At 66.0% G+C, this 21,189-nt stretch carries 18 protein-coding genes; 7 read left to right on the top strand and 11 right to left on the bottom strand.

The features are described from left to right. Nucleotides 1–36 precede the first annotated feature (36 nt). From ligD to LB525_RS26230, 5 genes are all read right to left on the bottom strand, one after another. The gene (gene ligD / locus LB525_RS26250; protein ID WP_224548985.1) at nt 37–2,529 is read right to left on the bottom strand and encodes a DNA ligase D; all 2,493 of its coding nucleotides are present in this window, start codon (nt 2,527–2,529) and stop codon (nt 37–39) included. A 260-nt stretch (nt 2,530–2,789) separates the two neighbouring features. After that, nucleotides 2,790–3,014: a hypothetical protein gene (locus tag LB525_RS26245; RefSeq protein WP_140840603.1), complete on the bottom strand. Its 225-nt coding sequence runs from the start codon at nt 3,012–3,014 to the stop codon at nt 2,790–2,792. A 96-nt stretch (nt 3,015–3,110) separates the two neighbouring features. After that, on the bottom strand, nt 3,111–4,331 hold the full coding sequence (locus LB525_RS26240) for a GNAT family N-acetyltransferase (protein WP_411971052.1): 1,221 nt from the start codon (nt 4,329–4,331) through the stop codon (nt 3,111–3,113). A 9-nt stretch (nt 4,332–4,340) separates the two neighbouring features. Next, nucleotides 4,341–5,648 (bottom strand): hypothetical protein, encoded by a 1,308-nt coding sequence (locus LB525_RS26235; RefSeq protein ID WP_224548983.1) that lies wholly within the window; start codon nt 5,646–5,648, stop codon nt 4,341–4,343. Continuing rightward, nucleotides 5,645–6,829, bottom strand: a complete 1,185-nt coding sequence (locus LB525_RS26230; protein WP_224548981.1) for a glycosyltransferase family 4 protein — start codon at nt 6,827–6,829, stop codon at nt 5,645–5,647. Before LB525_RS26230 ends, LB525_RS26235 begins: the two co-directional genes overlap by 4 nt. Before the next feature lie 356 nt (nt 6,830–7,185). On the opposite strand from LB525_RS26230, the gene LB525_RS26225 reads away from it, so the two are divergent. Together LB525_RS26225 and LB525_RS26220 are read left to right on the top strand one after the other, a co-directional pair. Beyond that, nucleotides 7,186–8,373, top strand: coding sequence for a DUF1972 domain-containing protein (locus LB525_RS26225; protein WP_224548979.1), 1,188 nt, complete (start codon nt 7,186–7,188; stop codon nt 8,371–8,373). Further along, nucleotides 8,370–9,641, top strand: a complete 1,272-nt coding sequence (locus tag LB525_RS26220; RefSeq protein ID WP_224548977.1) for a glycoside hydrolase family 5 protein — start codon at nt 8,370–8,372, stop codon at nt 9,639–9,641. Before LB525_RS26225 ends, LB525_RS26220 begins: the two co-directional genes overlap by 4 nt. A gap of 76 nt (nt 9,642–9,717) precedes the next feature. Here the strand turns inward: LB525_RS26220 and LB525_RS26215 are convergent, their stop codons facing one another. Both LB525_RS26215 and LB525_RS26210 read right to left on the bottom strand, forming a co-directional pair. Continuing rightward, nucleotides 9,718–11,037: a VpsF family polysaccharide biosynthesis protein gene (locus LB525_RS26215; protein WP_411971051.1), complete on the bottom strand. Its 1,320-nt coding sequence runs from the start codon at nt 11,035–11,037 to the stop codon at nt 9,718–9,720. A gap of 1 nt (nt 11,038) precedes the next feature. After that, entirely contained in the window at nt 11,039–13,132 is a 2,094-nt protein-coding gene (locus tag LB525_RS26210; RefSeq protein WP_224548975.1) for a GumC family protein, read from the bottom strand. Between the two features lie 239 nt (nt 13,133–13,371). Here LB525_RS26210 and LB525_RS26205 point away from each other — a divergent pair, with 239 nt between their 5' ends. From LB525_RS26205 to LB525_RS26185, 5 genes are all read left to right on the top strand, one after another. Then, complete coding sequence (locus LB525_RS26205) at nt 13,372–14,904, top strand: formyl transferase (protein WP_224548973.1); 1,533 nt, start codon at nt 13,372–13,374, stop codon at nt 14,902–14,904. Continuing rightward, complete coding sequence (locus LB525_RS26200; RefSeq protein ID WP_224548971.1) at nt 14,901–16,163, top strand: FAD-dependent oxidoreductase; 1,263 nt, start codon at nt 14,901–14,903, stop codon at nt 16,161–16,163. The genes LB525_RS26205 and LB525_RS26200 overlap by 4 nt, the downstream gene beginning before the upstream one ends. Before the next feature lie 216 nt (nt 16,164–16,379). Further along, nucleotides 16,380–16,532, top strand: a complete 153-nt coding sequence (locus LB525_RS26195; RefSeq protein ID WP_224548969.1) for a hypothetical protein — start codon at nt 16,380–16,382, stop codon at nt 16,530–16,532. Nucleotides 16,533–16,666: 134 nt separating this feature from the next. After that, nucleotides 16,667–17,164 (top strand): GNAT family N-acetyltransferase, encoded by a 498-nt coding sequence (locus LB525_RS26190; protein ID WP_224548967.1) that lies wholly within the window; start codon nt 16,667–16,669, stop codon nt 17,162–17,164. A 379-nt stretch (nt 17,165–17,543) separates the two neighbouring features. After that, nucleotides 17,544–18,545 (top strand): aldo/keto reductase, encoded by a 1,002-nt coding sequence (locus LB525_RS26185; RefSeq protein WP_224548965.1) that lies wholly within the window; start codon nt 17,544–17,546, stop codon nt 18,543–18,545. Nucleotides 18,546–18,584: 39 nt separating this feature from the next. Here LB525_RS26185 and LB525_RS26180 read toward each other — a convergent pair whose 3' ends face one another. The 4 genes from LB525_RS26180 to LB525_RS26165 all read right to left on the bottom strand — a co-directional run bounded on the left by LB525_RS26180 (nt 18,585) and on the right by LB525_RS26165 (nt 21,112). Beyond that, a complete protein-coding gene (locus LB525_RS26180) occupies nt 18,585–18,812 on the bottom strand; it encodes a hypothetical protein (RefSeq protein ID WP_140631530.1) in 228 nt (75 codons plus the stop codon). A 115-nt stretch (nt 18,813–18,927) separates the two neighbouring features. Beyond that, nucleotides 18,928–19,557: a glutathione S-transferase family protein gene (locus LB525_RS26175; RefSeq protein ID WP_224548963.1), complete on the bottom strand. Its 630-nt coding sequence runs from the start codon at nt 19,555–19,557 to the stop codon at nt 18,928–18,930. A gap of 137 nt (nt 19,558–19,694) precedes the next feature. Then, on the bottom strand, nt 19,695–20,792 hold the full coding sequence (locus tag LB525_RS26170; RefSeq protein ID WP_224548952.1) for a flavin-containing monooxygenase: 1,098 nt from the start codon (nt 20,790–20,792) through the stop codon (nt 19,695–19,697). 86 nt (nt 20,793–20,878) lie between these two features. Then, nucleotides 20,879–21,112, bottom strand: a complete 234-nt coding sequence (locus tag LB525_RS26165; protein ID WP_040980613.1) for a hypothetical protein — start codon at nt 21,110–21,112, stop codon at nt 20,879–20,881. Nucleotides 21,113–21,189 lie beyond the last annotated feature (77 nt).

Raw genomic sequence — 21,189 nt, 5'->3', positions numbered from 1 at the left:
CGAGCCACCTCTCCCCCACTTTGTGGGGGCGAGGAACTAGCGCTCAAACACAGGCAAATCCCGCGCCGCCTCGTCGATCTCCGCCCAGGGATCACCAGATGTCTCCAACAGCCCCGGCAGCGAGGCGTAATTCAGGTCCTCCGGCGCGTCGATCGTCTCCAGGTCGGTCCAGCTCACCGGCGTCGAGGCCGGCAGATTGGTGCGGGCGCGCAGCGAATAGGGGGCGGCGGAGGTGTGACCGCGGGCGTTGCGGTGGAAGTCGATGAAGATGCGCTTCTTGCGGTTTTCCTTGCCCATCGTGGTGGTGAAGGTGTCGGGCGCGCTTGCCGCCAGCAAAGTGGAAATCGCGCTCGAAGCTTGGTGCAGCTTCTTCCAGTTCTGCTTTCGGGTCACCGGCACGGTGATGTGGATGCCCTTGCCGCCGGAGGTTTTGGCGAATGGGACCAGTCCCAGGCTCTCCAGCCCGGCCTTGATGTGGACCGCGGCTTCAACCACCTCGCGCCAGGAAATCCCCTCGCCCGGGTCGAGGTCGAAGACGATCTGGTCGGGCTTGTCGAGTTTTGACCGGTGCGTGCCCCAGGTGTGGAATTCCACCACGCCGAATTGCGCCAGTGCAAGATAGCCCTTGGCGTCCTCGACCGAGAGATATGTTTTTGTCTCGCCTTCCGAATTGATCGACTCGAACACGGCAACCGAAGGCGGCATGCCGGTGAAGGCGTGGCGCTGGAAGAAGCAGTCCTGCGGCTTGCCAGTCGGGCAGCGCACCAGCGACACCGGTCGGCCGATGATATGCGGCAGCATGAAATCGCCGACCAGCGCGTAATACACCGCGATGTCGAGTTTTGTTGGCCCGGTCCTACCGAATAGCCGCCGCTCCGGATTGGTGACCCAGATGGTGGCGAGGTCGGATTCGGCGATCAGCCGTTTGCGCTTGACCGGCACCGGCGTGGTCAGCCCGCCGATATCGCGCAACCCGCGGAAGACGCCGTGCCGGATCGCATTGTCGGCGGTGCGGTTCGAATAGCGGACGCGTGCCGACAGCAGCGGCTTCACCCAATGCATCTCGCGCATGATCTCGCGCGGCACGCCTTCGGGCGGGGTCGCGCCGGCGGTCAGCCGCTCCAGACGGGCGAGCAGGTCCGTCGCCATGTCTGCGTCGAAACCGGTGCCGACCTTGCCGCGATAGTGCAGTTCACCGTTTTCGAATTCAGCCATGCCGAGCGCCGCCAGCCCTTCCGCCTGGTCGGAGACGGTATAGCCGGCGATGACGAAATCGTCCGTCTTCTGCGCCTTGGCCTTGGTCCAGTTCTTGGTGCGGCCGCTCTGGTAGATTGCATCGGCGCGCTTGGAGACGACACCTTCCAGCCCAAGGTCCGAAGCCTGATCGTACAGGCCCTGGCCGTCGCCCTCGACATGATCGCTGTACTGGATGGCGGAATTGGCGGGCTGACCGGCGAGCAGCTCGGCGAGCAGGGCTTTGCGCTTCTGCAGCGGCACCTTGCGCAGATCCCAGCCGTCGAGATGGAGCAGGTCGAAGGCGTAGAAATGCAATTTGGAGCCGGCGCCCTCGGCCAGCGCGTCCTGCAGCAGCGCAAAGCGCGAGATGCCCTTGTCGTCGAGCACCATGATCTCGCCGTCGATGATTGCTTGGCCGATCGGCAGCCGCGAAAAGGCCTGCGGCAGATCGCCATAGCGTTTCGTCCAGTCGATGCCGCCGCGGGTGATCAACCGCACCTCGCCGCCCACGACATGCGCCATGGTGCGGTAGCCGTCGAACTTTATCTCATGCAACCAGAGCTCGCCCGTGTCCTCGGCAACGCTCGTGCCGCCCGGCGGCTTAGGCACCTGGCTGGCGAGTTGCGGCTCGATGCGGGCGGGTGGCTCGGCCCTAACGGCGCCGGGCAGCTCGCCCGGTTTGAGCGTTCCGGCTTTCGGCGGCAGGCGCTCGCGCTTCCTCGGCGGCGCCGCCAGTTCCTCGATGCGGCGGCCGGTCTTCACGCTTTCCGGGCGCGCATCGAGAATGTCGAGCTTTGTATCGGAGGCGAGGTCGCGCTCTTTGAAGAGCAGCCAGTTCTTCTTGTTCTCATCCTCGCCCGGCTTCGGCTTCAGCCGGGTCAGCATCCAGCCGCCATTGAGTTTTTGCCCGGCCAGCCGGAACTTGAACGCGCCGGTCCTGAGGCTTTTCTCGACATCCTCCATCGGCGCCCAGGTACCGGTGTCCCAAACGATCATCGGCCCGCCGCCATATTCGCCCTCGGGGATGACGCCCTCGAAATCGATATATTCGATCGGATGGTCCTCGGTCTCGACGGCGAGGCGCTTGTCGGCCGGATTGAGCGAGGGCCCGCGCGGCACCGCCCAGCTTTTGAGCACGCCGCCGACTTCCAGGCGCAGATCGTAATGGTCGGCGGTGGCGTGGTGCTTGTGAACGACAAAGCGGTTGCCGGCACCGGCGGACAGGGTGCCTGCCGGTTCGGGGGTGCGGGAGAATTCGCGCTTCGCGCGGTAGGGTTTGAGGTTGGCGGGCATGAACTAAGTTCCGAGGCGCAGACGGGACAATGGCAAACGCCTCGTTCCTTCGCGCCCCCCTCTGTCCTGCCGGACATCTCCCCCTCCAGGGGGGAGATTAGCAGACCGCGCGTTCGCGCTCCCCTTACACCGTCGGCGATTGGCGAAAGCCGGCGTGACAGCCAATCTCCCCCCTTGAGGGGGAGATGTCCGGCAGGACAGAGGGGGGTGCTGTCCCGCCAGCATCTCAGATTCCCAGCGCGCTGCGAGAGGCGCCACCCTCAATCGTCTACAGCCGGCGTCAGCTCCAGCTCCGCCGGCGTCAGCCCTTGCCTCAGTTGCGAAAGCCGGAACTCGTCGACCCAGTAGGCCTCGCCATCGACCAGCACGCGGGCGCTGTAGGAGCCGCCGGAAAAGCGCTGCGCGGTGACATAGACCTTGTGGCGCTCAAGCGCGGTCTTCACCGCGGCGCGGCGGGACTTTTCTCTGGCAACGGGACTGGCCATGGCCTCACTCGAGCACGCTGCCGCTCCGACAGCGGCTGCCCATAAGGATGGCGGAGAGCGGGATGTGAGTCAATTTGCCGGGTGAAGGCGGCCCGTTCACCGCCCCGCACGCAGCCGCCGCCAGCGCTGCATCGCCTCCTGCGCGACCTTGAACAGGCGCGGGTTGGCGCGCACGAAAGCCACACCCCAGCCACGGTATTTGATGGCCTCGCTCGCCGCCATGCCCATCGGCGTGATGCCGTAGCAAAGTTCGGACAGAACCGACTTCACTGCGCCCATATGTTCCTTGTAGCTCTGGTTGCCGACCGACAGGTCGAAATAGTCGAACCCCTGCCCGCGCCCCCATCTGATCAGCTCGCCCATGATGCAAAGTCCCGGCGAGACATTGGGAACCGCACCCTGGTCGATCGCGACCAGTAGCGCGTGCAGGGTGCCCAGATGGACCGCCAGATATTGGACCGCGACCGTCACGTCGCCAGCGCGCAGGCCAAAGATCCGCACCGAACCGTCGGTCAGGCCGCGATGCGCGGCCTTGCGGTAGAAATCGACGACCGGCGGCTGCGCCAGCAGATCGAAGCGGCCGAGCTCGCGAAAACGGCTAAGCCGCATCTCGACCAGCTTGTCGAAGGTGGAATCCACCAGGGCTGGCGTGTCGGCCTCGACCAGGGCCAGGCCGCCATTGCGATCGAGCCGGCGCAGGTCCTTGTTGAGCGCCTTGACGAAGGACGGGCGACAGATGCGCTTGACGACGGTTTCGGCGTCGCCATCCATGGCGATGCCGTAGTGGGAATGTACGGAATCGCGCGCCGGAGAAAGCAGCGCCAGGGGATTGGCGATGCCGCCGATCTGCTTCGGGATACCGACGATATGGATGCGGTCGGCCGGCGGCAGTACGGAAAGCACCGCCGCCCATGCGGCCTCGGCGGATTGCCTGGTCCAGGGTGTCGCGTCGGCGAGCAACGGCGCGGAATAATCGCACACCCCGCAGCTCAGCCACTCGATCACCCAATGCTGGAATGCACGGCGCCGCATCAACGGCACCAGCATTCTCAGCTCGCCCGTGGCGGCGTCCCTCACCTCGACGATGGCGAGATCGGCTTTTGGCGGCACAAGCCCTTCGACGATCCCTTCGGCCCAGGCGAAATGCTGGTGGCCGGTGCACACGCCCTCTGTCTCGAGACGCAGCCAGAGCGGTTTGACCGCTTCGAGGCTGGTGTGCAGCTGCGCCACATAAGCGCCGCCGGCGGCGTGCACTGCAGCCTCATCGCCGACCAAGCCGGTCGTCATCGCGGCCATCGGCATTGCCTGGCTTGCCACATCATTCTCCTATCGTCTCTGCACTGCCAGCGTGGCCGCACGGCGCCAGGCGCCGAACACGCTGGGGCGCTGCTCGTTCGGGTGCTTGGCGTTCCACATACGGTGAGCAGCGAAATACCAGGAGGCCACAAGCACAAAGGTCTCGGACACCGCGGCGCCGGCCAGCGACCATGTCGGCGGGGCGACGGCCAACAGGATGCCGATCGCCGCCAGCCCGATAATCGCGCCGGCCATGGTGATGAAGGCGACGATGCGGAAATCGCCAAGAATTTCAAGGACCACGCGCGGCATGATATAGGCCATGATCGGCACGAAGTTGGCGATGGCGAAAAGCCCGATCAGGCCGACCGAGGCATGCTGCAGGGCCTGGGACTTGATCATCGGCAAGATGAACAGGATGCCGCAACCATAGGCCAGGCTGCCGAGCCCCATGACAAGCGCCCATATCTTGGCCTGCGTCCACACGCGGTCGAACTCCTTGTTGCGCACCAGCTTTGCGAGTTCCGGCTGGGTCATGTTGGAGAAGGCAAGGCTGGAGATGCGCAGCGGCGCAAACAGCACCAGCACCGCCGCCAGCGGCGCATAGGCCGCGGGTCCGGCAATGCCCGCGACCAGCAGGGCCAGGGATTGCCCCTGGATGTTGGTGGTTGTGGCGCTGAACCCCGACCAGCGAAGCTGCGGCCAGAGCTTTGCATAGCGCCGCAAGGTCGGCGCACGAAAGGAGATGCGCAGCCTGCGGCGCGCCAGTCTCACCAGCACGGCGATGCCGACCACATTGGCCACGGCAAGCGCGTAGAAGGTGACCTGAAGCGCGTCCGCGAAGAACCAGATCGCCGCTCCTGCGAGCAGTATGCCCGCAATCGTGAACGCGGCGTCGCTGATGGAGACGACGAGCTGCATGCGGCGCGCGAAGAAGGCGGTGCGCATATGGCTGCGCAGCGACCAGGCCCCGACGAAGCAGGCGGCGCCGATGCCGCTCGGGTCGCCCAGGAGGCGCATCAGCAGCCCGGTGCCCAATCCCATCAGCAGCGCCACCACAAGCGCCGCCGATCCGAAGGTCACGTCGTAGGCGTCGACGCCGGCGCTGTTGGCGCTTTTGCTCATCCATATGGTGGCGGGAACGGCGGTGAGCGAACGGATATAGGACAAGCCGACGCCGCCCATCACCATGGCCAGCGCGAAGAGCCCGTAACCTTCGGCCGACAAAAGATGCAGCAGCGCGATGTTCAGGGCGAAGTGGAAGCCGCTCTGCATCGCCTCGCCGCCGATCATCAATATGAGGCGCCGCACCAGATGGGCCGGGAAGGTAAACTTCACGGGCTCGTCTCCGCCTCGCGGGCGACACGCGCCCGCCCCTGCCGCGGCGGCGTCGCCTTCAGCTTGTCGGCCACGATCGCCACGATCGCGGCGGCGGCGATCGGCTCGCTGAAGAGCGCCTCGTAGCGCGCGCGACCGGCGGCGGCGAAGCCGCGCCACAGATCCGGCCGCAGGATGATCTCGCCGAGCTTGCCGGCGAGGACGACCGCGTCGCCCGGTGGCGCATGCCAGCCGGTCTCGCCGTCGGCCACCACTTCCACCAGTCCGCCGATCGCCGAGACCAGCGGCGGCCGTCCCCAGCCCATCGCCTCGATGGCCACGCGGCCGAGCGATTCCGGGCGACGCGACGGCACCGCGACGATGTCGGCCCAGCGATAATGGTTAGTTGGGTCGGAGACGAAAGGCAGCACCTCGACATGCCCTGTCAGGCCCATGCGCCCAACCAGCTCGGCCAACGCCTGCTCGCGCTCGACGCTTTCGAAGGCGCCACCGACGAGGCGGACCTCGACACGGTCGCGCAACTCGGCGGGGAGCGAGGCGACGGCTTCGAGCAGCACCTCCTGCCCCTTTATGCGGTTGACGCGGCCAAGCAGCAGGACCTTGAGCGGCCGGTTGCCGTCATAAGTCATCGGCAGTGCCGCGACGGGACCGGCAACGCCATTATAGACGACATGCGTGCGCCGCCCCTTGGCATCGAGGGCCGGCGGATCGCCGAAGGTGGCGCGCGTTGCGCGCGAGTTGAAGATAAGATCCGCCTTGCTCCAGCGCATCAGCGCGACAAGCACCTTGCGCAGGACGCCCTCGGGAATCTCGTGGATGTGCAGCAGCGCCTTGCGTGGCAGGAGACGCGCGGCCAGCGCATAATCGGCGATGATCGAGGTGTTGATATAGGTCAGGTCGCTGCCCCGCATGCGCCGCCAGGCCCGCCAGAGCGCCGCCGGCAATCGCGCCATCTCGACGGTGGCGAGCTTGAGCATCGCCTGGCGCCTGAGCACCCAGAGCGGCTCGAACACGATGCGGCTGGCATGCGGCTTGAGGATATCGACAATCGGTCCCTCGCGCGGCAGCACGACCTCGATCTCGGCGGCCGGAAACGCGGCGCGCAGCGCAGCCACGCTCTCCGCGAAGCTGCGGTCCGAACCATAGAGCTCGTAGCCCTGATGAACGCAGGCTATGCGCATTGCTATCTTTCCACCTTGCACCCCGAGTCCGCTCAGCACCGGACCTTTCAAAGCGCGGAAGGAACTTCATGCCAAATCCGCACGCCGCTCTACCCGGCGATGGCCACTGCAGGCCGGGAGCAAGGATCATGCCGGGTCTCGAATGTCCGGCCGCGACCCACGAACCCCAGCCGTGCCCCATATCGATACAGATACGTCGCGAAAGTTGACCGATGATGAAGCAAGCCATGTAGCTTGAAGAGAAATTTTACACCTTCATGTGAATATTCGCCCTGGGGGGTACCCTGGCACGGAAGTTGCTGGGCGTGTCATTGCCGTAACAACAACTATGACCGGACCCTGGGGATTTCTTTATTTTGAAACCGGAACGACCTTCCACCCTGATCGAAAAGCCTTCGATCCTGATCCTGGGGACGCGCGGCATTCCGGCTTCTCACGGCGGCTTCGAGACTTTCGCTGAGCGCCTGGCGCTTTTCCTGGCCGGACGCGGCTGGAAGGTCGGCGTCTACTGCCAGAAGGAGGTCGAGCGCGTCGGGCAAAGGGTGACGAGCGAGACCTGGCGCGGCATCGAGCTCATCACCATCGAGGTCGCCTCCAAGGGTCCCCGCGCGACACTGGAATTCGATTGGCAATGCGTGCTCGATGCCGCCAGGCGGCCGGGCGTGTGCCTGGTGCTCGGCTACAATGGCGCGGTGTTCCTGACCTGGCTCAGGCTCATGCGGCGCAAGATCTTCACCAATATGGACGGCATCGAGTGGCGGCGGCCGAAATGGGGCCCGGCGGCGCGCAGTTGGTTCTGGCTCAACGAATGGATCGGCGCCTGGGTCTCGCATCGGCTCATCGCCGACCACCCGGCAATTGCCGACCATCTCGCAACAAGGCGGCCGCGTGGCGCCATCGCCACGATCGCCTATGGCGCGGACCCGGTGACCTCAGCGCCGGAAGAACCCGTTCGCGCGCTCGGGCTCGAACCCGGTAAATACCTGATCTCGATCGCGCGGGTCGAACCCGACAACAACATCCTGCCGATCATCGAAGCCTTCCGCAGCCGCGATCGCGGCGACATGAAGCTGGTGGTGCTCGGCACGCTCAACGACGACATTCCCTACCACCGCGCCGTGCGCGCGGCGGCAGGCAGCACGGTGATCATGCCCGGCGCGATCTACGATCAGGCGACAGTGAAGGCGCTGCGCTACCACGCGCGCTCCTATATGCACGGCCACACCGTGGGCGGCACCAACCCCTCGCTGGTCGAGGCGCTTGCCGCCGGCAACATGGTGATCGCGCATGATAACCGCTACAATCGCTGGGTCGCCGGCGAGGCGGCGATTTACTTCAGCGATGCCGACAGCCTGAGCCAGCGGATCGACGAGGCGCTGGCCGACGACGCGCTGGTGGCGCGCTGCAGCAAGGCGGCGCGAACGCGGGCCCGCGAGGCTTTCCGCTGGGAAGACGTGCTCATTGCCTACGAGAAGGAAGCGCTGCGGCAACTCGGCGTCACCACCGCCGCGCCGGCGAAAGCCGACCGCGCCAAGCACGCATGACCGGCTGGTCGCGCCGCCGGCTCCTCGGCGCGGCGCTGGTCGCGGCAATAGCGCCGCTGGCGAGCGCGCTTCCGCCACTGTCATCTCCAGCGCGTGCCGCCGGGGCATGGCCTTTCAGGCGCGGCGTCAATACCTGGCCCTGGTTTGCACTGACGCGCGAATTTCCTGCACCCCGCACCGACTATGACTGGCCGCCTTTCCAGTCGCAGCGGCCGGTGCCGACGCCGGCCGACCTTGCCCGCCTGCGCGCCAGCGGGCTCGACTTCATCCGCCTGCCTGTCGATCCGGGGCCGTTCCTGGCCGCCGACGCGGGCCAGCGCGCCGACCTCATGGCAATGCTGAGCGCGGCGGTCGAGGCAGCGCTCAGCGCCGATCTCGGCGTCATCGTCAATATACAAGCCAACGGCGCCACGCATTACTGGAATCCCGACCGCATGTATTCGAGCACCGGCGCGCCGGAATTCGCGCGCTACCAGGTCTTTGTCGGCGAAGTGGCCGGCATGCTGGACGATATGGCGCCCGGCAGGATAGCGCTGGAGCCGGTCAACGAGCCGCCGCAGGACTGCTCCTCCGGGCTGTGGCCCAAGGTGCAGGCGGCTCTGCTGAGCGCGGCTCGGGTCTCGGCGCGCAACCTGCCGCTGCTCGCCACCGGCGGCTGCGGCTCGATGGTGCGGGGCCTCGCCGCGCTCGATCCGGCGCCGCTGGCGGCCTTCGAGCCGATCCTGTTCACCTTCCACTTCTACGAGCCCTACCTGTTCAGCCATCAAGGCGCGCCGTGGATGCGCGAGCCGGTCTACCGGGCGCTGAACAATGTGCCGTGGCCAGCCTCCGCCGGGACGCTGGAAAGAACGCTGGCCTCTGTTAGGACAAGGATGGCGCAGGATTCCGAGAGGTCCGACGAAGCCAAGAAGGCCGCCTATGCCGAGACAGAGAAGGTGCTAAAGGTCTATTTCGATGCGCAGCCCGACCGCCGCTTCATCGACCGCTACCTCAAGCAGGTGAGCGACTGGGCGCAGACCCATGGCGTCGCGCGCGAGCGCATCATCATGGGCGAGTTCGGCGCGCTGCGAACCGATGCACGATACACAGCCGCGCCCAACCCGGACCGCGCCCGCTACATCGGCGATGTCCGGCAGAGCGCCGAGGCATTCGGCTTTCCCTGGGCATTCTGGGACCTGTTCGACGGCATGGGCATGATGGACGACACCACGCGCGCTCTCGATCCCGCGATGGTCGAGGCGCTCGGGCTGAGGATGCCGCGCGCTTGACTTGCTGAATCACCAAACCGCGCTAAGGGTTTGGTTTCCATCTGGCGGCGAATGCGTAGCGAGACTCGCCGCGTTCCTACGCCTGCGTCCTTTGACGCGCAACAGGCCTCGCCGGCCGATAAAGCGCCAGCGCGATGACCACGAATTTGGTCATCAGCGTCGTCTTGGAGGCGATGCTTTCGGAGGTGTTGAGCAGGATGAGCCAACCCAGCATCGGCAGCCAGATGCCCGAATGGCAGCGGCGCGCGACCTCGTGCATGAACAGCGCGAAGCCGAAGAAGATCAGAAGCGTGAAGAACGCCCCCTGGTAGAGCGTCAGGCGCAGGATCGGGTTCTCGATGCCTTGCTCAAGGCCGGTGATGCGGCGCATGCTGTCGAGCAGGTCGACATCGGGCCCGACGATCAGGTCGCGCAATTCCAGATGCCTGAAGAGATCGAACATCTCGACGCGGGCGTTGGCGCTGCCGCTGTCGGAAACGAAACGTTCGAGCAGCGCGTCGAAGAAGCCATAATAGCCGGCAAGCGCGATGGCCAGCGGCAACAGCGCGGCGAGCATGATCACCAGCGCGGCGCCCAAGAGATTGACACGTCCGGTGCTGAGCTGCGCCAGGCCCTGGATCAGCAAATAAACGCCGCCGAGCAGGATCGTCAGCACCATGCCCGAGCGGCCGCCGAAGGCGACCAGTGCGCAGAACTGCAGGCCGACAAGCGCCAGCCTGAGCGGCGTCGACAGGGAACGCGAGCCGGATAGCAGCGACAGCACATAGATCGAGGTGACCGTGGCATTGGAGAGCGGGTGCCCCTGCAGCGCGGTGGAGCGCAGATCGTTGACGAACACCGCGCCGTCGAACCTGTAGGGGAACACCAGATGTTTGGTGCCGAACTCGAACAGCGCCAGCAGCGCGTTCGCCGTCATGACGACATGGATGACCGCCTGCAGCCAGGCAAAGGTTTTCTCGTCATCCTCGCTCAGCAGCAGCACGATCAGCGCCGGGGCGACGAAAGTGTCGATCATGCCGGCCATGCCGGGGCGCTGCCTGAGGATGACGACGAAGAGAAGCACGGTCGAGATCACCGCCATCAGCATCGTGGCCGGCCGCCTGTTCGTGACATGGATCACATAGCCGACCGGATTGCCGAAGATGCAGGAGCGCCAGACGAAGACGAGCACGAAGAGATAGGTGGAAGGGTGGATCTTGCTCAGCGGACTGCCTTGCAAGCCGTCGTAATTATAGCCGGCGAGCCACAGCATGCCGCCGGAGACGGAAAACAGAAGCAGCACCGCGATAGTCAGGCCAAGACGGGTCAGCGTGTCGACTGGGACAGTGCGCGGGCCCGCCATGCCATAGCCCGAAGCCGAAACAGGCCGGGCGGTACCAGCCAGGATCGAGGCCATGTCAGGCCGCCTCGTCGACCAGCATGGCGCCGGTCGGCAGCCGCCCCATGACGGATACCGCTTCCGAGGTCGCGGCGACGTCGCGCATCGGCGTCGCATTCAGCCGGGCGACGAGCAGGATCTCGTCGGCCATGGCGACCAGCGGCAGGACGTTGAGGTCGTCGGCAAGCGCGCCGCCGTCGATGACGACGAGCTCGAAGCTGTGATTGGCCTCGGCCAACATGCGATGGGCGAAATAGAGCGCCTGCGCTTCCTGGAACACCGCGGTCGGCCGCCCCCGGCTGACCAGCGCCACGGAACTGCCGGGCGCATAACGGCTGACCGCGTCGAGCGGATATTCGCCGCGCAGCACGTCGAGCACGCCGGGCTGCGGGTCCTTCTGGCCCTTGCCGGCATTTATGTCGATGAACAGCACGCGGCGCCCCCTGGCCGCCGCCGCGTTGGCGAGCTGCCATGCCACCCTCGACCGCTCAGCCTTATCCTCGGGCGGCGATGCCACCAGGATGGATGGTACCAGCGGCCAGTCCGGCGGGCGCCTGGTGGCGGCGGCGATGCGCTGCAGCGCGAGCCCGGCCACGGCGTCGGTCTTCTGGGCGGCAGCGCCGGAGCGGCGGCGCCCCCTGCCCGGCAGCACGCCCAGCACCGGCGCGTCGATGGCCGACTGCATCTGATTGGCGGACAGCACGGTCGGCGACAGATATTCGGCGATCAGCGCCATGCCGATGCCCAGCGCCAGCCCGCCGAAGATGGCGCCGAAGATAAGCAGCCCCTTCGGCGGCCAGCTCTTCTTCAGCGCCGGCATCGCCTCAGAGATGATGCGGGCATTGGTGCTGTTGACGTTGGTCTGCTCGCGCGTTTCCTGGGCGCGCTGCAGGTAATTGGCGTAGACGGTGCGCACGGCATCGAGATCGCGCTGCAGCTCGCGCAGCCTCACCGAGGCCTGGTCGGTGTCGAGCGACTTGCCTTTCAGGGACGCCACCTTGGCCTCCAGGGTCTTCTGGTTGGCCGACGCGCGCTCGTAATCGGTCTCGGCGGCGGTGACGAGGCGGCCGAGCTCACGCGAAATCAGCTTGCGCAGATCGCTGAGCTGCTGCTGCGCGGAGATCATCGAAGGATGGCGCGGCCCGAGCTCGGTGCCGAACTGCGATATCTGGTCGACCAGCGTCGCCTCCTGCGCCCTGAGGCTCGCAATGACCGGCGAGCGCATCGCCTCCGATGTCGCGTCAGGCGCGCCGCCCTGCCGGCGCAGCTGGTCGACCTGCGCCTTGAGCTGCGCCGTGCGGGTCTGGGCGGCGGTCAGTTGCGTGTTGAGATCGGTCAGTTCCTGGTCGCTCACCAGATTGCCGCCCGCCATCACCATGTTGTGCTCGGCCTTGTAGGTCTCGACGGCGTTGGCAGCCTGCTCGACGCGCTTGCGCTGGGCTTCGAGCCGGGCGCTGATTGCATCGGAGGCGTCGGCGGCGGCCTTCGAACGCGCTTCGGCCTGGTCGTCGAGATAGGCCTGCGCGATGGCGTTGGCGAGTTCGGCCGCTAGGTCGGCGCTCTTGGCCGTGATGATGATGTTGAGCACCAGCACCTTGTCGTCTCGCTTCACCGCCAGGCGGCGGCGCAGCGCGTCGAGCGTTTCAGCCGTCCTATCGCCGTCGCTGGCGCCGAAGAACATGCCCAGCCAGCCGCCGAGCCCGCCCTGCCCGTTGAAGTCCGGGTTCTCGGTCAGGTTGGTCGCCTTGATGGCGCGCAGCAGGACGCCGTTCGATTGCGCCACACTCACCTGGCTTTCGACCTGAGTGATGCCGCCATCGGGCGAGATGCGACTGGGATTGACATCGTTGGTGACGACCTGGAGGTCTTGCGGATCGATGATGATCTGCGCCGTCGAGGAATAGAGCGCCGGTGTCAGGAAGGCGTAGATCAGCGTCGTGATAGTGAGCAACGCGACGGTGGCGAAGATCAGCTTGCGGCGGCGCAACAGGATGCGGCCGAGATCGCCAAGCTCGACGGTGGCGGGCGCGGGCGCAGGCGCGTGATAGGCCGGCGCCGGCGCGATCGCCTCCGGAGCGTTCTGCTGAGGCACCATGAGCAGGGGTGATTGCAAAGGTCGCTCCGAGAACGCTCCATCGGCCGGCAAACGAGAAATGCGGCGTTGGTCTAGCTATTCCCGGCAACGATTAAAACACTGTTAATTATGTTCATAAATTGAGGCCGCTCTGGCACGAAGTTTGCACCAACGCAGTAGAATCTAAGTGCAGCCTAAATTGGAGACATCGTGCGCATGCGGCGGGAATTTGATCTGGCCAGCCGGGTCGGCGGCACCGGATGTGCCCAGGGCTGGCGATGCGCCTGACCCTGCGCCTCGACGGCGATTGCGTGCGCGCTTTTCATGTGGCGCTGGCCGAGCGGTTGTCGCTGCTGCCCGGCGTGGAGCTTGCGGTCGATGGCCGTCCGGCGGCGGGCGGCGTGCCGCGCGAAGCCGAAGCGCTGTTCCAGCTTGAGACGCTGATCCATCGCCTGCCCGCCAATGGGACGGCCAGGCGTGTGCCGCTTTCGGCACTGGCCGGCCATGCGAGAGCGTCCGCGCCGGCCGACCTCACTATCGATCTCATCGGCGACGTCGAGCCGCAGGGCAGACGGGTCTGGCGGCTCGCCTATGACGGTGTCTGCGGCGAGCAGGCCCTCCTGGCGCTGATCCTTGCCGGCCGCACGCCGCTGGCCCGCCTGGAACAGAACGGCGCGACAGTCGCCGAGGGCCGGCTCGGCACCGAATATCACGGCATCGCGCTGGCTTCCTTCCAGGACATGCTGGCGCGCAGCGCCAGCCTGATCGTCGCGGCGGTCAACGGCGCCGCCCGCTCATCGCTTCCGGTGCTGCCCGAACCGCCATCCGAGACGGCGCCGTCAGCCATGCCGTCGGCCACGAAGCTCGGTGTGCGTGCGGCCAAGGCGACGGCACGCCGCATCGTCCAGCAGATCTACCATCTGTGCTACAACGCCCCGCATTGGCGGGTCGGCTGGCGCGAGACCGGCGGCAAGGATCTCTACGAGCAGCGCGCTCATCCGCAATCCGGCTGGCGCGATTTGCCGGACGACGGCAGCCGCTTCTACGCCGACCCGTTCCCGGTGCTTCACCGCGGCCAGGTGACGCTGTTCGTCGAGGACTACATCCACCGCACCGGGAAGGCGATCCTGTCGGCAGTGGCGTTTGGCCCGTCCGGCCCAGTCGGCACTCCGAAACCGGTTCTGGAGCTGCCCTACCACCTCTCCTACCCCTTCGTGTTCGAGCGCGACGGCGAGATGTGGATGGTGCCGGAAAGCTCGGCCAACCGGACCGTCGACCTCTACCGCGCCACCGCCTTCCCGGGCGGCTGGGTCAAGGAAGCGACGCTCCTGTCGGACATCATCGCCAGCGACGCCACGCTTGTCGAGCATGGCGGGCGCTGGTGGATGTTCGCCACGGTGCGCGACGGCGGCGGCGCCTTCTCGGACCAACTGCATCTGTGGTCGGCGCCGGATTTCCGCGGGCCGTGGACGCCGCACCCGAAGAACCCCGTTATGATCGACATCGCCTCGGCGCGGCCGGCGGGCCGCATGGTCAGCCGCGGCGGCCAACTCCTTCGCCCGGTGCAGGACTGCCGCAGGAGCTATGGCGCCGCGCTCGGCATAGCGAGCGTCACTCAGCTTGACGAGAGCGGCTTTGGACAGGTCGTCGAAACGATCCTCAACCCCTGTGCCGGCTGGGCCGGCCGCAAGCTGCACACGCTCAACGAGGCGGGCGGGCTGGAATTCATAGATGGTTCGGCAATGGCGCCGCGCTGGAAGCAGATCCAACGGCGCGACGTCATGCCTGCGGGCCGTGGAGACCACAAATGAGCATCATAGAGGACCGCAAAGCGCCCGCCGTGCCGGCCGACCGGACCGAAGTCGAAGTGGCGATCGTCGGCGCGGGGCTCGCCGGAACCGTGCTGGCGCTGTCGCTCGCCAAGGCGGGCCGCAAGATCGCGCTGGTCGATCCGCATCGTATCCATCATGACGAATTCCGGGCCGAGAAAACCCGGGCGGAGCAGATGGGACTGTTCGAGAAACTCGGCCTCGGCCCGGTTTTCAGGTCTCTCGTCACCCCGATGACAGACGTCCATGTCTTCCGCTTCGGCCAGCTGTTCGAGCGCAAGCAAAGCTGGGAGTACGCCTTTTCCTACACGCCGCTGGTCAACGGCCTGCGCGCGGCGCTGCCTCCGCAAGTGCCGCTGACGATCGGCAAGGTCGCGGAGGTCTCGACGGGACCGGACCGGCAGCGGCTGGTGCTCACCGACGGCTCCGTGATCGATGCCCGGCTACTGGTCGTGGCCACCGGCTATGGCGAGGCGGTGCGGCGCGCGATCGGCGTCGAGCGCGTCGAGGAATCGAAGGCGCATTCGCTGACGTTGGGGTTCGATCTCGCGGTGACGCCGCAGGAATTCGGCTTGTCGTCCCTCACCTTCTACGGAAGGCGGATCGCCGATCGCATTGCCTTTCTTACCATCTTCCGGATCGGCGAGCGGATGCGCGCGAACATGTTCGTCTACCGGACCGTCGCCGATCCGTGGGTGCGGTCGTTCCGCGAGGATCCGCAAAGGATGCTCCTGGAGTTGATGCCGGAGATCGCGGCTCGATGCGGCAACTTCGCCGTCGCCAGCGAGGTCGAGGTGAGGCAGGTCGGCCTGACAACGACGCAGGGGCATCGGCGCGACGGTGTCGTCTTCATCGGCGATGCGTTCGCCACGACCTGCCCGGCGCAAGGCGACGGCATCCACCGGGTACTGACCGATGTCTATTGCCTCAGTTCGACGCATATCCCCGCCTGGCTCGAGACGCCCGGCATGGCGGCCGACAAGATCTGCGCCTTCTACGACGATCCTGCCAAGATCGCCGCCGACGCCAGGGCCATGCGCGCCAGCATCTATGCAAAGCGGATAACCACCGAGACGGGGCTTGAATGGCGGCTGCGCCGCTTGCGCAACAACACCGCGCGGCGCTTGATGATCTTTGCCCGTCGATTCCGCGAGGCGGGAAAATCGGGTGACGCCGGACCTGGCCCAGAGGGAACTGCTTTCGAGCAAACCAGCAAGGCACCGGCCGGCTTGGGAACATGATCGTGAGCGATCTTACCAATCCGTAAGTCGCGGTCCCTGGCAAAGCCGGTTTAGATCGTGGCGAGCAGTGTCTCCTGCTCGGCGGGACAGCACTCCCGTCGCTCCAATGGCCCGCTGCCACCTTTATCGGTTCGGCGGCGGGCTATCGAATGGCGACTCTCACAAAGCGGATTATCCTACGAGGACCCGGTAAAGGTCGCGACCGGCAAAGCCAGCATGCGTTCCAGCATCTACGCCAGGCGCATCGCCATGGAAACAGGGCTCGAATGGCGGCTGGGCCGCCTGCACAACAACACCGCGCGCCAGCTTGTGATTCTGGGCCGCAAGATAAGCCGTCGCGAAGAATTGCCGGCGCCGAGCGCGGCGTAAAGCGGAGATTCCAAGCGCGGACAAGCTGGCGGGACAGCCCCCCTCTGCCCTGCCGGGCATCTTCCCCGCAAGGGGGGAGATTGGCTGTACCCATCGCTTCGCCCTATCTTCAGACTCCAACAAGGATGGCGACCATGACCCGCATCCGGGCGATGACGAGAAACGACCTGGCCCATGTGTCGCGGCTGCTCGGCCAATCGTGGCGGCGGACCTATGCGCCGATCATGGGCGACGAGACCGTGGCCAGGATCTCCGATGAAAGGCACGCGCCGGAAAGGCTCGCGGCTGAGCTCGATGACGAGGACAAGATGTCCTTCGTCGCCGAGCGCGCCGATGGCTCGATTGCCGGCTATGCGATGGCGGCAATGGACGGAAAAGGCGATGTGATGCTGCAGCGGCTCCACATCGAGCCGCAGGCCTTCGGCAGCGGCCTTGCGGTCGACCTTCTGCATGCGGTGCTTGCCGCGCATGCCGGCATCCCCAGCATCGCGCTGGAGGTGATAGAAGGCAACGACCGCGCGATCGCCTTCTACCGCAAGCACGGCTTCGAAGTGGTCGAACGCCGGGAAGCGGCCCACGGCGTCGGCGGTCACGCCTCGCTGATCATGCGCCGCATGCTGCCGATGGCTTAGAGGTTATGAAGTTGATGAAAGCACCCCTTGCTGACCTGGCGGGCATTGCCTGCCTATGCGGTGGTGCTTGCGACGCAGCTGCCACGCTTGGGACAACAACTATCGGCTTTTTTTGGCGGCCCTCGGCGGCAATGCCGATCGCGTCACAGCCAGGCGGCGCTCCGCCAGATTCGAGACGGTCCAGGTGGTTCCGTCAGAGCTCCGAGGGAGTGCAGCCAGCCGGAACCACCCGCCCGCCTTGTGTCCTTCCCAAGACGCATGGACGATACGAGTCTGTGCCCGGCCCAGCTTTGATCCGGATCAAGCGCATGTGCCGGCTGGACGTCCCGCCTTAGGCCCCTATATTCGCGAGCGCTGATTTTCCTTCGGAGCAAGACGCATGAGCCTCGGCAAACAGAAACTCGGCAGCCAGGGACTCGAAGTCTCTGCCATCGGCCTCGGCTGCATGGGGATGAGCCAGGCCTACGGCCCGGCCGACGAGGCGGAGTCGATCGCGACGATCCACCGGGCGATCGAACTCGGCTGCACTTTTCTCGACACGGCCGAGGTCTACGGCCCCTTCGCCAATGAGGAGCTGCTTGGACGCGCGCTGAAAGGTCGGCGCGATCAGGTGACGATCGCGACGAAGTTCGGCTTCCGCATCGCCGACGGCAAGCAGGCCGGGCTCGACAGCCGGCCCGAGCATATACGCGAGGTGGTCGACGCTTCGCTCTCGCGGCTCGCCACGGACCGCATCGACCTCCTTTACCAGCACCGCGTCGACCCCGCAGTGCCGATGGAGGATGTCGCGGGCGCGGTCGGCGAACTGGTGGCGCAGGGCAAGGTGCGGTTCTTCGGCCTGTCGGAGGCGGGCATTGCCAACATCCGCCGCGCGCATGCCGCGCATCCGGTCTCTGCGCTGCAGAGCGAATATTCGCTTTGGGAGCGCAACCTCGAGCCCGAGATCATCCCGGCGCTGAAGGAGCTCGGCATCGGCCTGGTGCCGTTCGCGCCGCTCGGCCGTGGCTTCCTCGCCGGCGACGTCAGGCGCGCGGAGGAGTATCCCGAAGGCGATTTCCGCCGCGGCGATCCACGCTACCAAGGCGAGAATTTCGACCTGAATGTCGCGGCGGCCGCCACGGTGCGCGACATCGCCGCGGCAAAGGGCGTCAAACCCGGCCAGATCGCGATCGCCTGGCTGCTCGCCAAAGGCCCGGATTTCGGCATCGACATCGTGCCGATTCCCGGCACCAAGCGCCGGGCCTATCTGGAAGAGAATGTCGCGGCGGCCGACATTGCGCTCGACGCCACCGAGATGCTGGGGCTCGACATGGCGCTGACGCCCGACAAGGTGTCAGGGCCGCGCTACAACGAGCGGACGATGTCTCTGGTGGACCGGTAGAAGCTGGCTAATCTCCCTCGGGAGGATTGGGCAACGGCCCTACTTTTTCTTGCAGTCCGACATCGCCTCCATCGCTTTCCTCGCCTCACCCTCGCTGGCGTATTTCTTCTTGCCGAGATCGACGACAAGCGTGCCGTCGGGCTTCTTCGGCACGATCTCGCATTGCTTCGACACGGCGTCCCTGGCGACCCAGTATTGCTCGGCTGCCATGACCGGCAGGCTCATGATGCCGGTGGCGAGGATTGCGGCGAGGATGGTGCGAACCATTGCGGACCTCCATGGCTCTGGTTGGAACGCAACGCGAAACAGGCGGGCGCCGATTGGGCGACGCACGACACGCTGCCTTTGGAAAACGCCCTGTCCGCCGCTGTGTTCCGGCGGCTCAGGCGCGCGAATGCGGATCGATGCTGTAGGGATGCACCGGATAATCCGGGCCGATCGTCTCGCTGACGCGTCCCATCCAAGCATCGACCGCGGGATAGTCGGCGAGCGAGAAACCGCAGTCCTCGGCGCGGTGGCTGTAGGCGTAGACGGCGATGTCGGCGATGGTGAGCGCGTTGCCGACCAGGAATTGGGTGTCGGCCAAGCTGCGCTCCAGCGCGCCCAGCGCGCGCACGCCCGCCTCGCGCTTGCCGGCAACCATCGCCTGGTTACGCTCCAGCCGGCCGGTCAGCGTCCAGTAGCGCAGCGAGCCGATGACCGGCTCGATATGGTACTGCTCGAAGAACAGCCATTGCATCACCTTGGCGCGGGCAAAGCGGTCCGAGGGAAGGTAGGGTGTGCCCTCGGCGAGATAGGCGAGGATCGCGTTCGACTCGGCGATCGCCTCGCCATTGCCCAGCCCGAGCACCGGAACTGCGCCTGCCGGGTTGAGCTTCAGGAACGTCTCAGTGTGGCTCTCGCCCTCGAAGATCGAGATGATACGGGTGTCGTAGGCGATGCCGAGCAGCCCGAGCAGGACGCGAACCTTCCAGGCATTTTGCGACGGGAGATAATCGTAGAGCGTGAGCATGGAGTGCATTCCTCGTTGGTGGATTGGCTTGCCATGCGGCGAATGACGGCGCCACCCGATTCAGGCGGGGCGCAGATCAACGCAGAAAGGTCTGCGCCGTGACGGAACTCGGCCTATCATGGTGGCCGCGTGAACCCTCACCGTCTCGCAATATCCTTTGCCACCGCCTGCGCCTCGATGCCGATCTCGCGCAGCAGGCCGGTGACCGGGTTGTAGAAGCCGACGAGATAGACGCCGAGCTCCGTCGCGCGGGCGTTCACGCCGCTCTTGTCCGGCCTGAGCTGCGCCGGCAGGAAGCCGTCATAGGCCGGGCGGAAGCCGGTGGCGAAAATAGCCGCGTCGAATTTCTTCTCCACCCCGTCGGCGAATTTCACGCCGTCCCCGGTGAAGCTTGCGATATCCGGTGCGATGCCGATCCGGCCGGCCTTGATCGCCGCCACCGTGCCGACGTCGATCACCGGAATGCGGCCGGCTTCGATCCCCTGCATGATGCCCTGCCGCGGCCGCACGATGCCGTATCTCTCCAGCCGGCCCAGCGCCAGATCGAGGATCTTTGGCAACACCCAGTCGTTCAGCGCCTGCGGCATTGCCCGGCTGGCGATCCCCACCATCTGGATCGGCACGCCGAACAGCTGGCGCGGCACGATATGAACACCCTTGCGCACCGAGATTGTGGGCCTGGCGCCGCTTTCAGCCAGGTCGAGCGCGATCTCCGCGCCCGTATTGCCCATGCCGACGACCAGCACGTTTTTGCCGACATAGGGTGCTGCCTCTGTGTAGGCGGCGCTGTGCAGCACTTTGCCCCCGAAAGCTTCGAGTTCGGGGAAGCTCGGCATGACCGGTTGGGCGTTGTTGCCAGTGGCGACAACAATTTTGCGGGCATTGAACAGCCCGGCATCGGTCTGGACCAGCAGGCGTTCGCCTTCGCGGCGGACCGATTTGACGGTGACGCCGAAGCGCGGCTTGAGCCCGAAACGCCCGGCATAGGCATCGAGATAGGCGACCACCTTCTCGCGCGGCACGTAACGCGGGTGGCTTTTCGGGAACGGCACGAACGGCAGCGACGAGAAGGATTTCACCGTGTGCAGGTGCAGTCGCCGGTAATGCCGGCGCCAGGACGGCGCAACCTCATCGGCCTTTTCAAGGATGATGAAGTCCTGCCCCGCCTGTTTGAGGCAGGCAGCAACGGCGAGCCCGGCAGGACCGGCGCCGACGATGACGACATTGGTATCCAAATGGCTTTCCTCCCGCCAAAGCGGCAAAAGCTATGACAGGAGGGGTTCGAGGGGCAAGTAGGGAGAAGCACCTACAGGCAGCCGCCCTACTCCATCGCGCCCGGCGTCTCGGGCTCATCCTCGGGCGGTTCGAGGATCTCGATCAGTTTCGCCACACGGGCGCCGGGCATGGCGTGGCCCTCATTGACCAGCGCCTCGTCGGCGCCGATCCAGGCGAAGGCCTCGCGCAGTTCCTCGAGGCTGGCGCCGGTGAGCGCGATATCGGCGATGACGGCCTCGTCGACCGGTCCAAGCACGGAAATGATCTCGTTGCGGGTCATCTTGTCCTTCCCCATGGGTCGATTGCCCAGGAAAACGATCGACCGGTGAAGCCGGTTCCGAAAATCCGCGGGCCGGC

It is taken from the genome of Mesorhizobium sp. CA16 (genome assembly GCF_020165175.1).
Classification (GTDB): Bacteria; Pseudomonadota; Alphaproteobacteria; order Rhizobiales; family Rhizobiaceae; genus Mesorhizobium.
This window is presented reverse-complemented; position numbering and strand designations above follow the sequence as displayed.

What these genes read in the sequence shown, in the direction of transcription:
- ligD (WP_224548985.1), bottom strand. Translation starts at nt 2,529, where the DNA reads ATGCCCGCCAACCTCAAACCCTACCGCGCGAAGCGCGAATTCTCCCGC.
- LB525_RS26245 (WP_140840603.1), bottom strand. Translation starts at nt 3,014, where the DNA reads ATGGCCAGTCCCGTTGCCAGAGAAAAGTCCCGCCGCGCCGCGGTGAAG.
- LB525_RS26230 (WP_224548981.1), bottom strand. Translation starts at nt 6,829, where the DNA reads ATGCGCATAGCCTGCGTTCATCAGGGCTACGAGCTCTATGGTTCGGAC.
- LB525_RS26220 (WP_224548977.1), top strand. Translation starts at nt 8,370, where the DNA reads ATGACCGGCTGGTCGCGCCGCCGGCTCCTCGGCGCGGCGCTGGTCGCG.
- LB525_RS26215 (WP_411971051.1), bottom strand. Translation starts at nt 11,037, where the DNA reads ATGGCCTCGATCCTGGCTGGTACCGCCCGGCCTGTTTCGGCTTCGGGC.
- LB525_RS26205 (WP_224548973.1), top strand. Translation starts at nt 13,372, where the DNA reads ATGCGCCTGACCCTGCGCCTCGACGGCGATTGCGTGCGCGCTTTTCAT.
- LB525_RS26200 (WP_224548971.1), top strand. Translation starts at nt 14,901, where the DNA reads ATGAGCATCATAGAGGACCGCAAAGCGCCCGCCGTGCCGGCCGACCGG.
- LB525_RS26195 (WP_224548969.1), top strand. Translation starts at nt 16,380, where the DNA reads ATGCGTTCCAGCATCTACGCCAGGCGCATCGCCATGGAAACAGGGCTC.
- LB525_RS26190 (WP_224548967.1), top strand. Translation starts at nt 16,667, where the DNA reads ATGACCCGCATCCGGGCGATGACGAGAAACGACCTGGCCCATGTGTCG.
- LB525_RS26185 (WP_224548965.1), top strand. Translation starts at nt 17,544, where the DNA reads ATGAGCCTCGGCAAACAGAAACTCGGCAGCCAGGGACTCGAAGTCTCT.
- LB525_RS26180 (WP_140631530.1), bottom strand. Translation starts at nt 18,812, where the DNA reads ATGGTTCGCACCATCCTCGCCGCAATCCTCGCCACCGGCATCATGAGC.
- LB525_RS26175 (WP_224548963.1), bottom strand. Translation starts at nt 19,557, where the DNA reads ATGCTCACGCTCTACGATTATCTCCCGTCGCAAAATGCCTGGAAGGTT.
- LB525_RS26165 (WP_040980613.1), bottom strand. Translation starts at nt 21,112, where the DNA reads ATGACCCGCAACGAGATCATTTCCGTGCTTGGACCGGTCGACGAGGCC.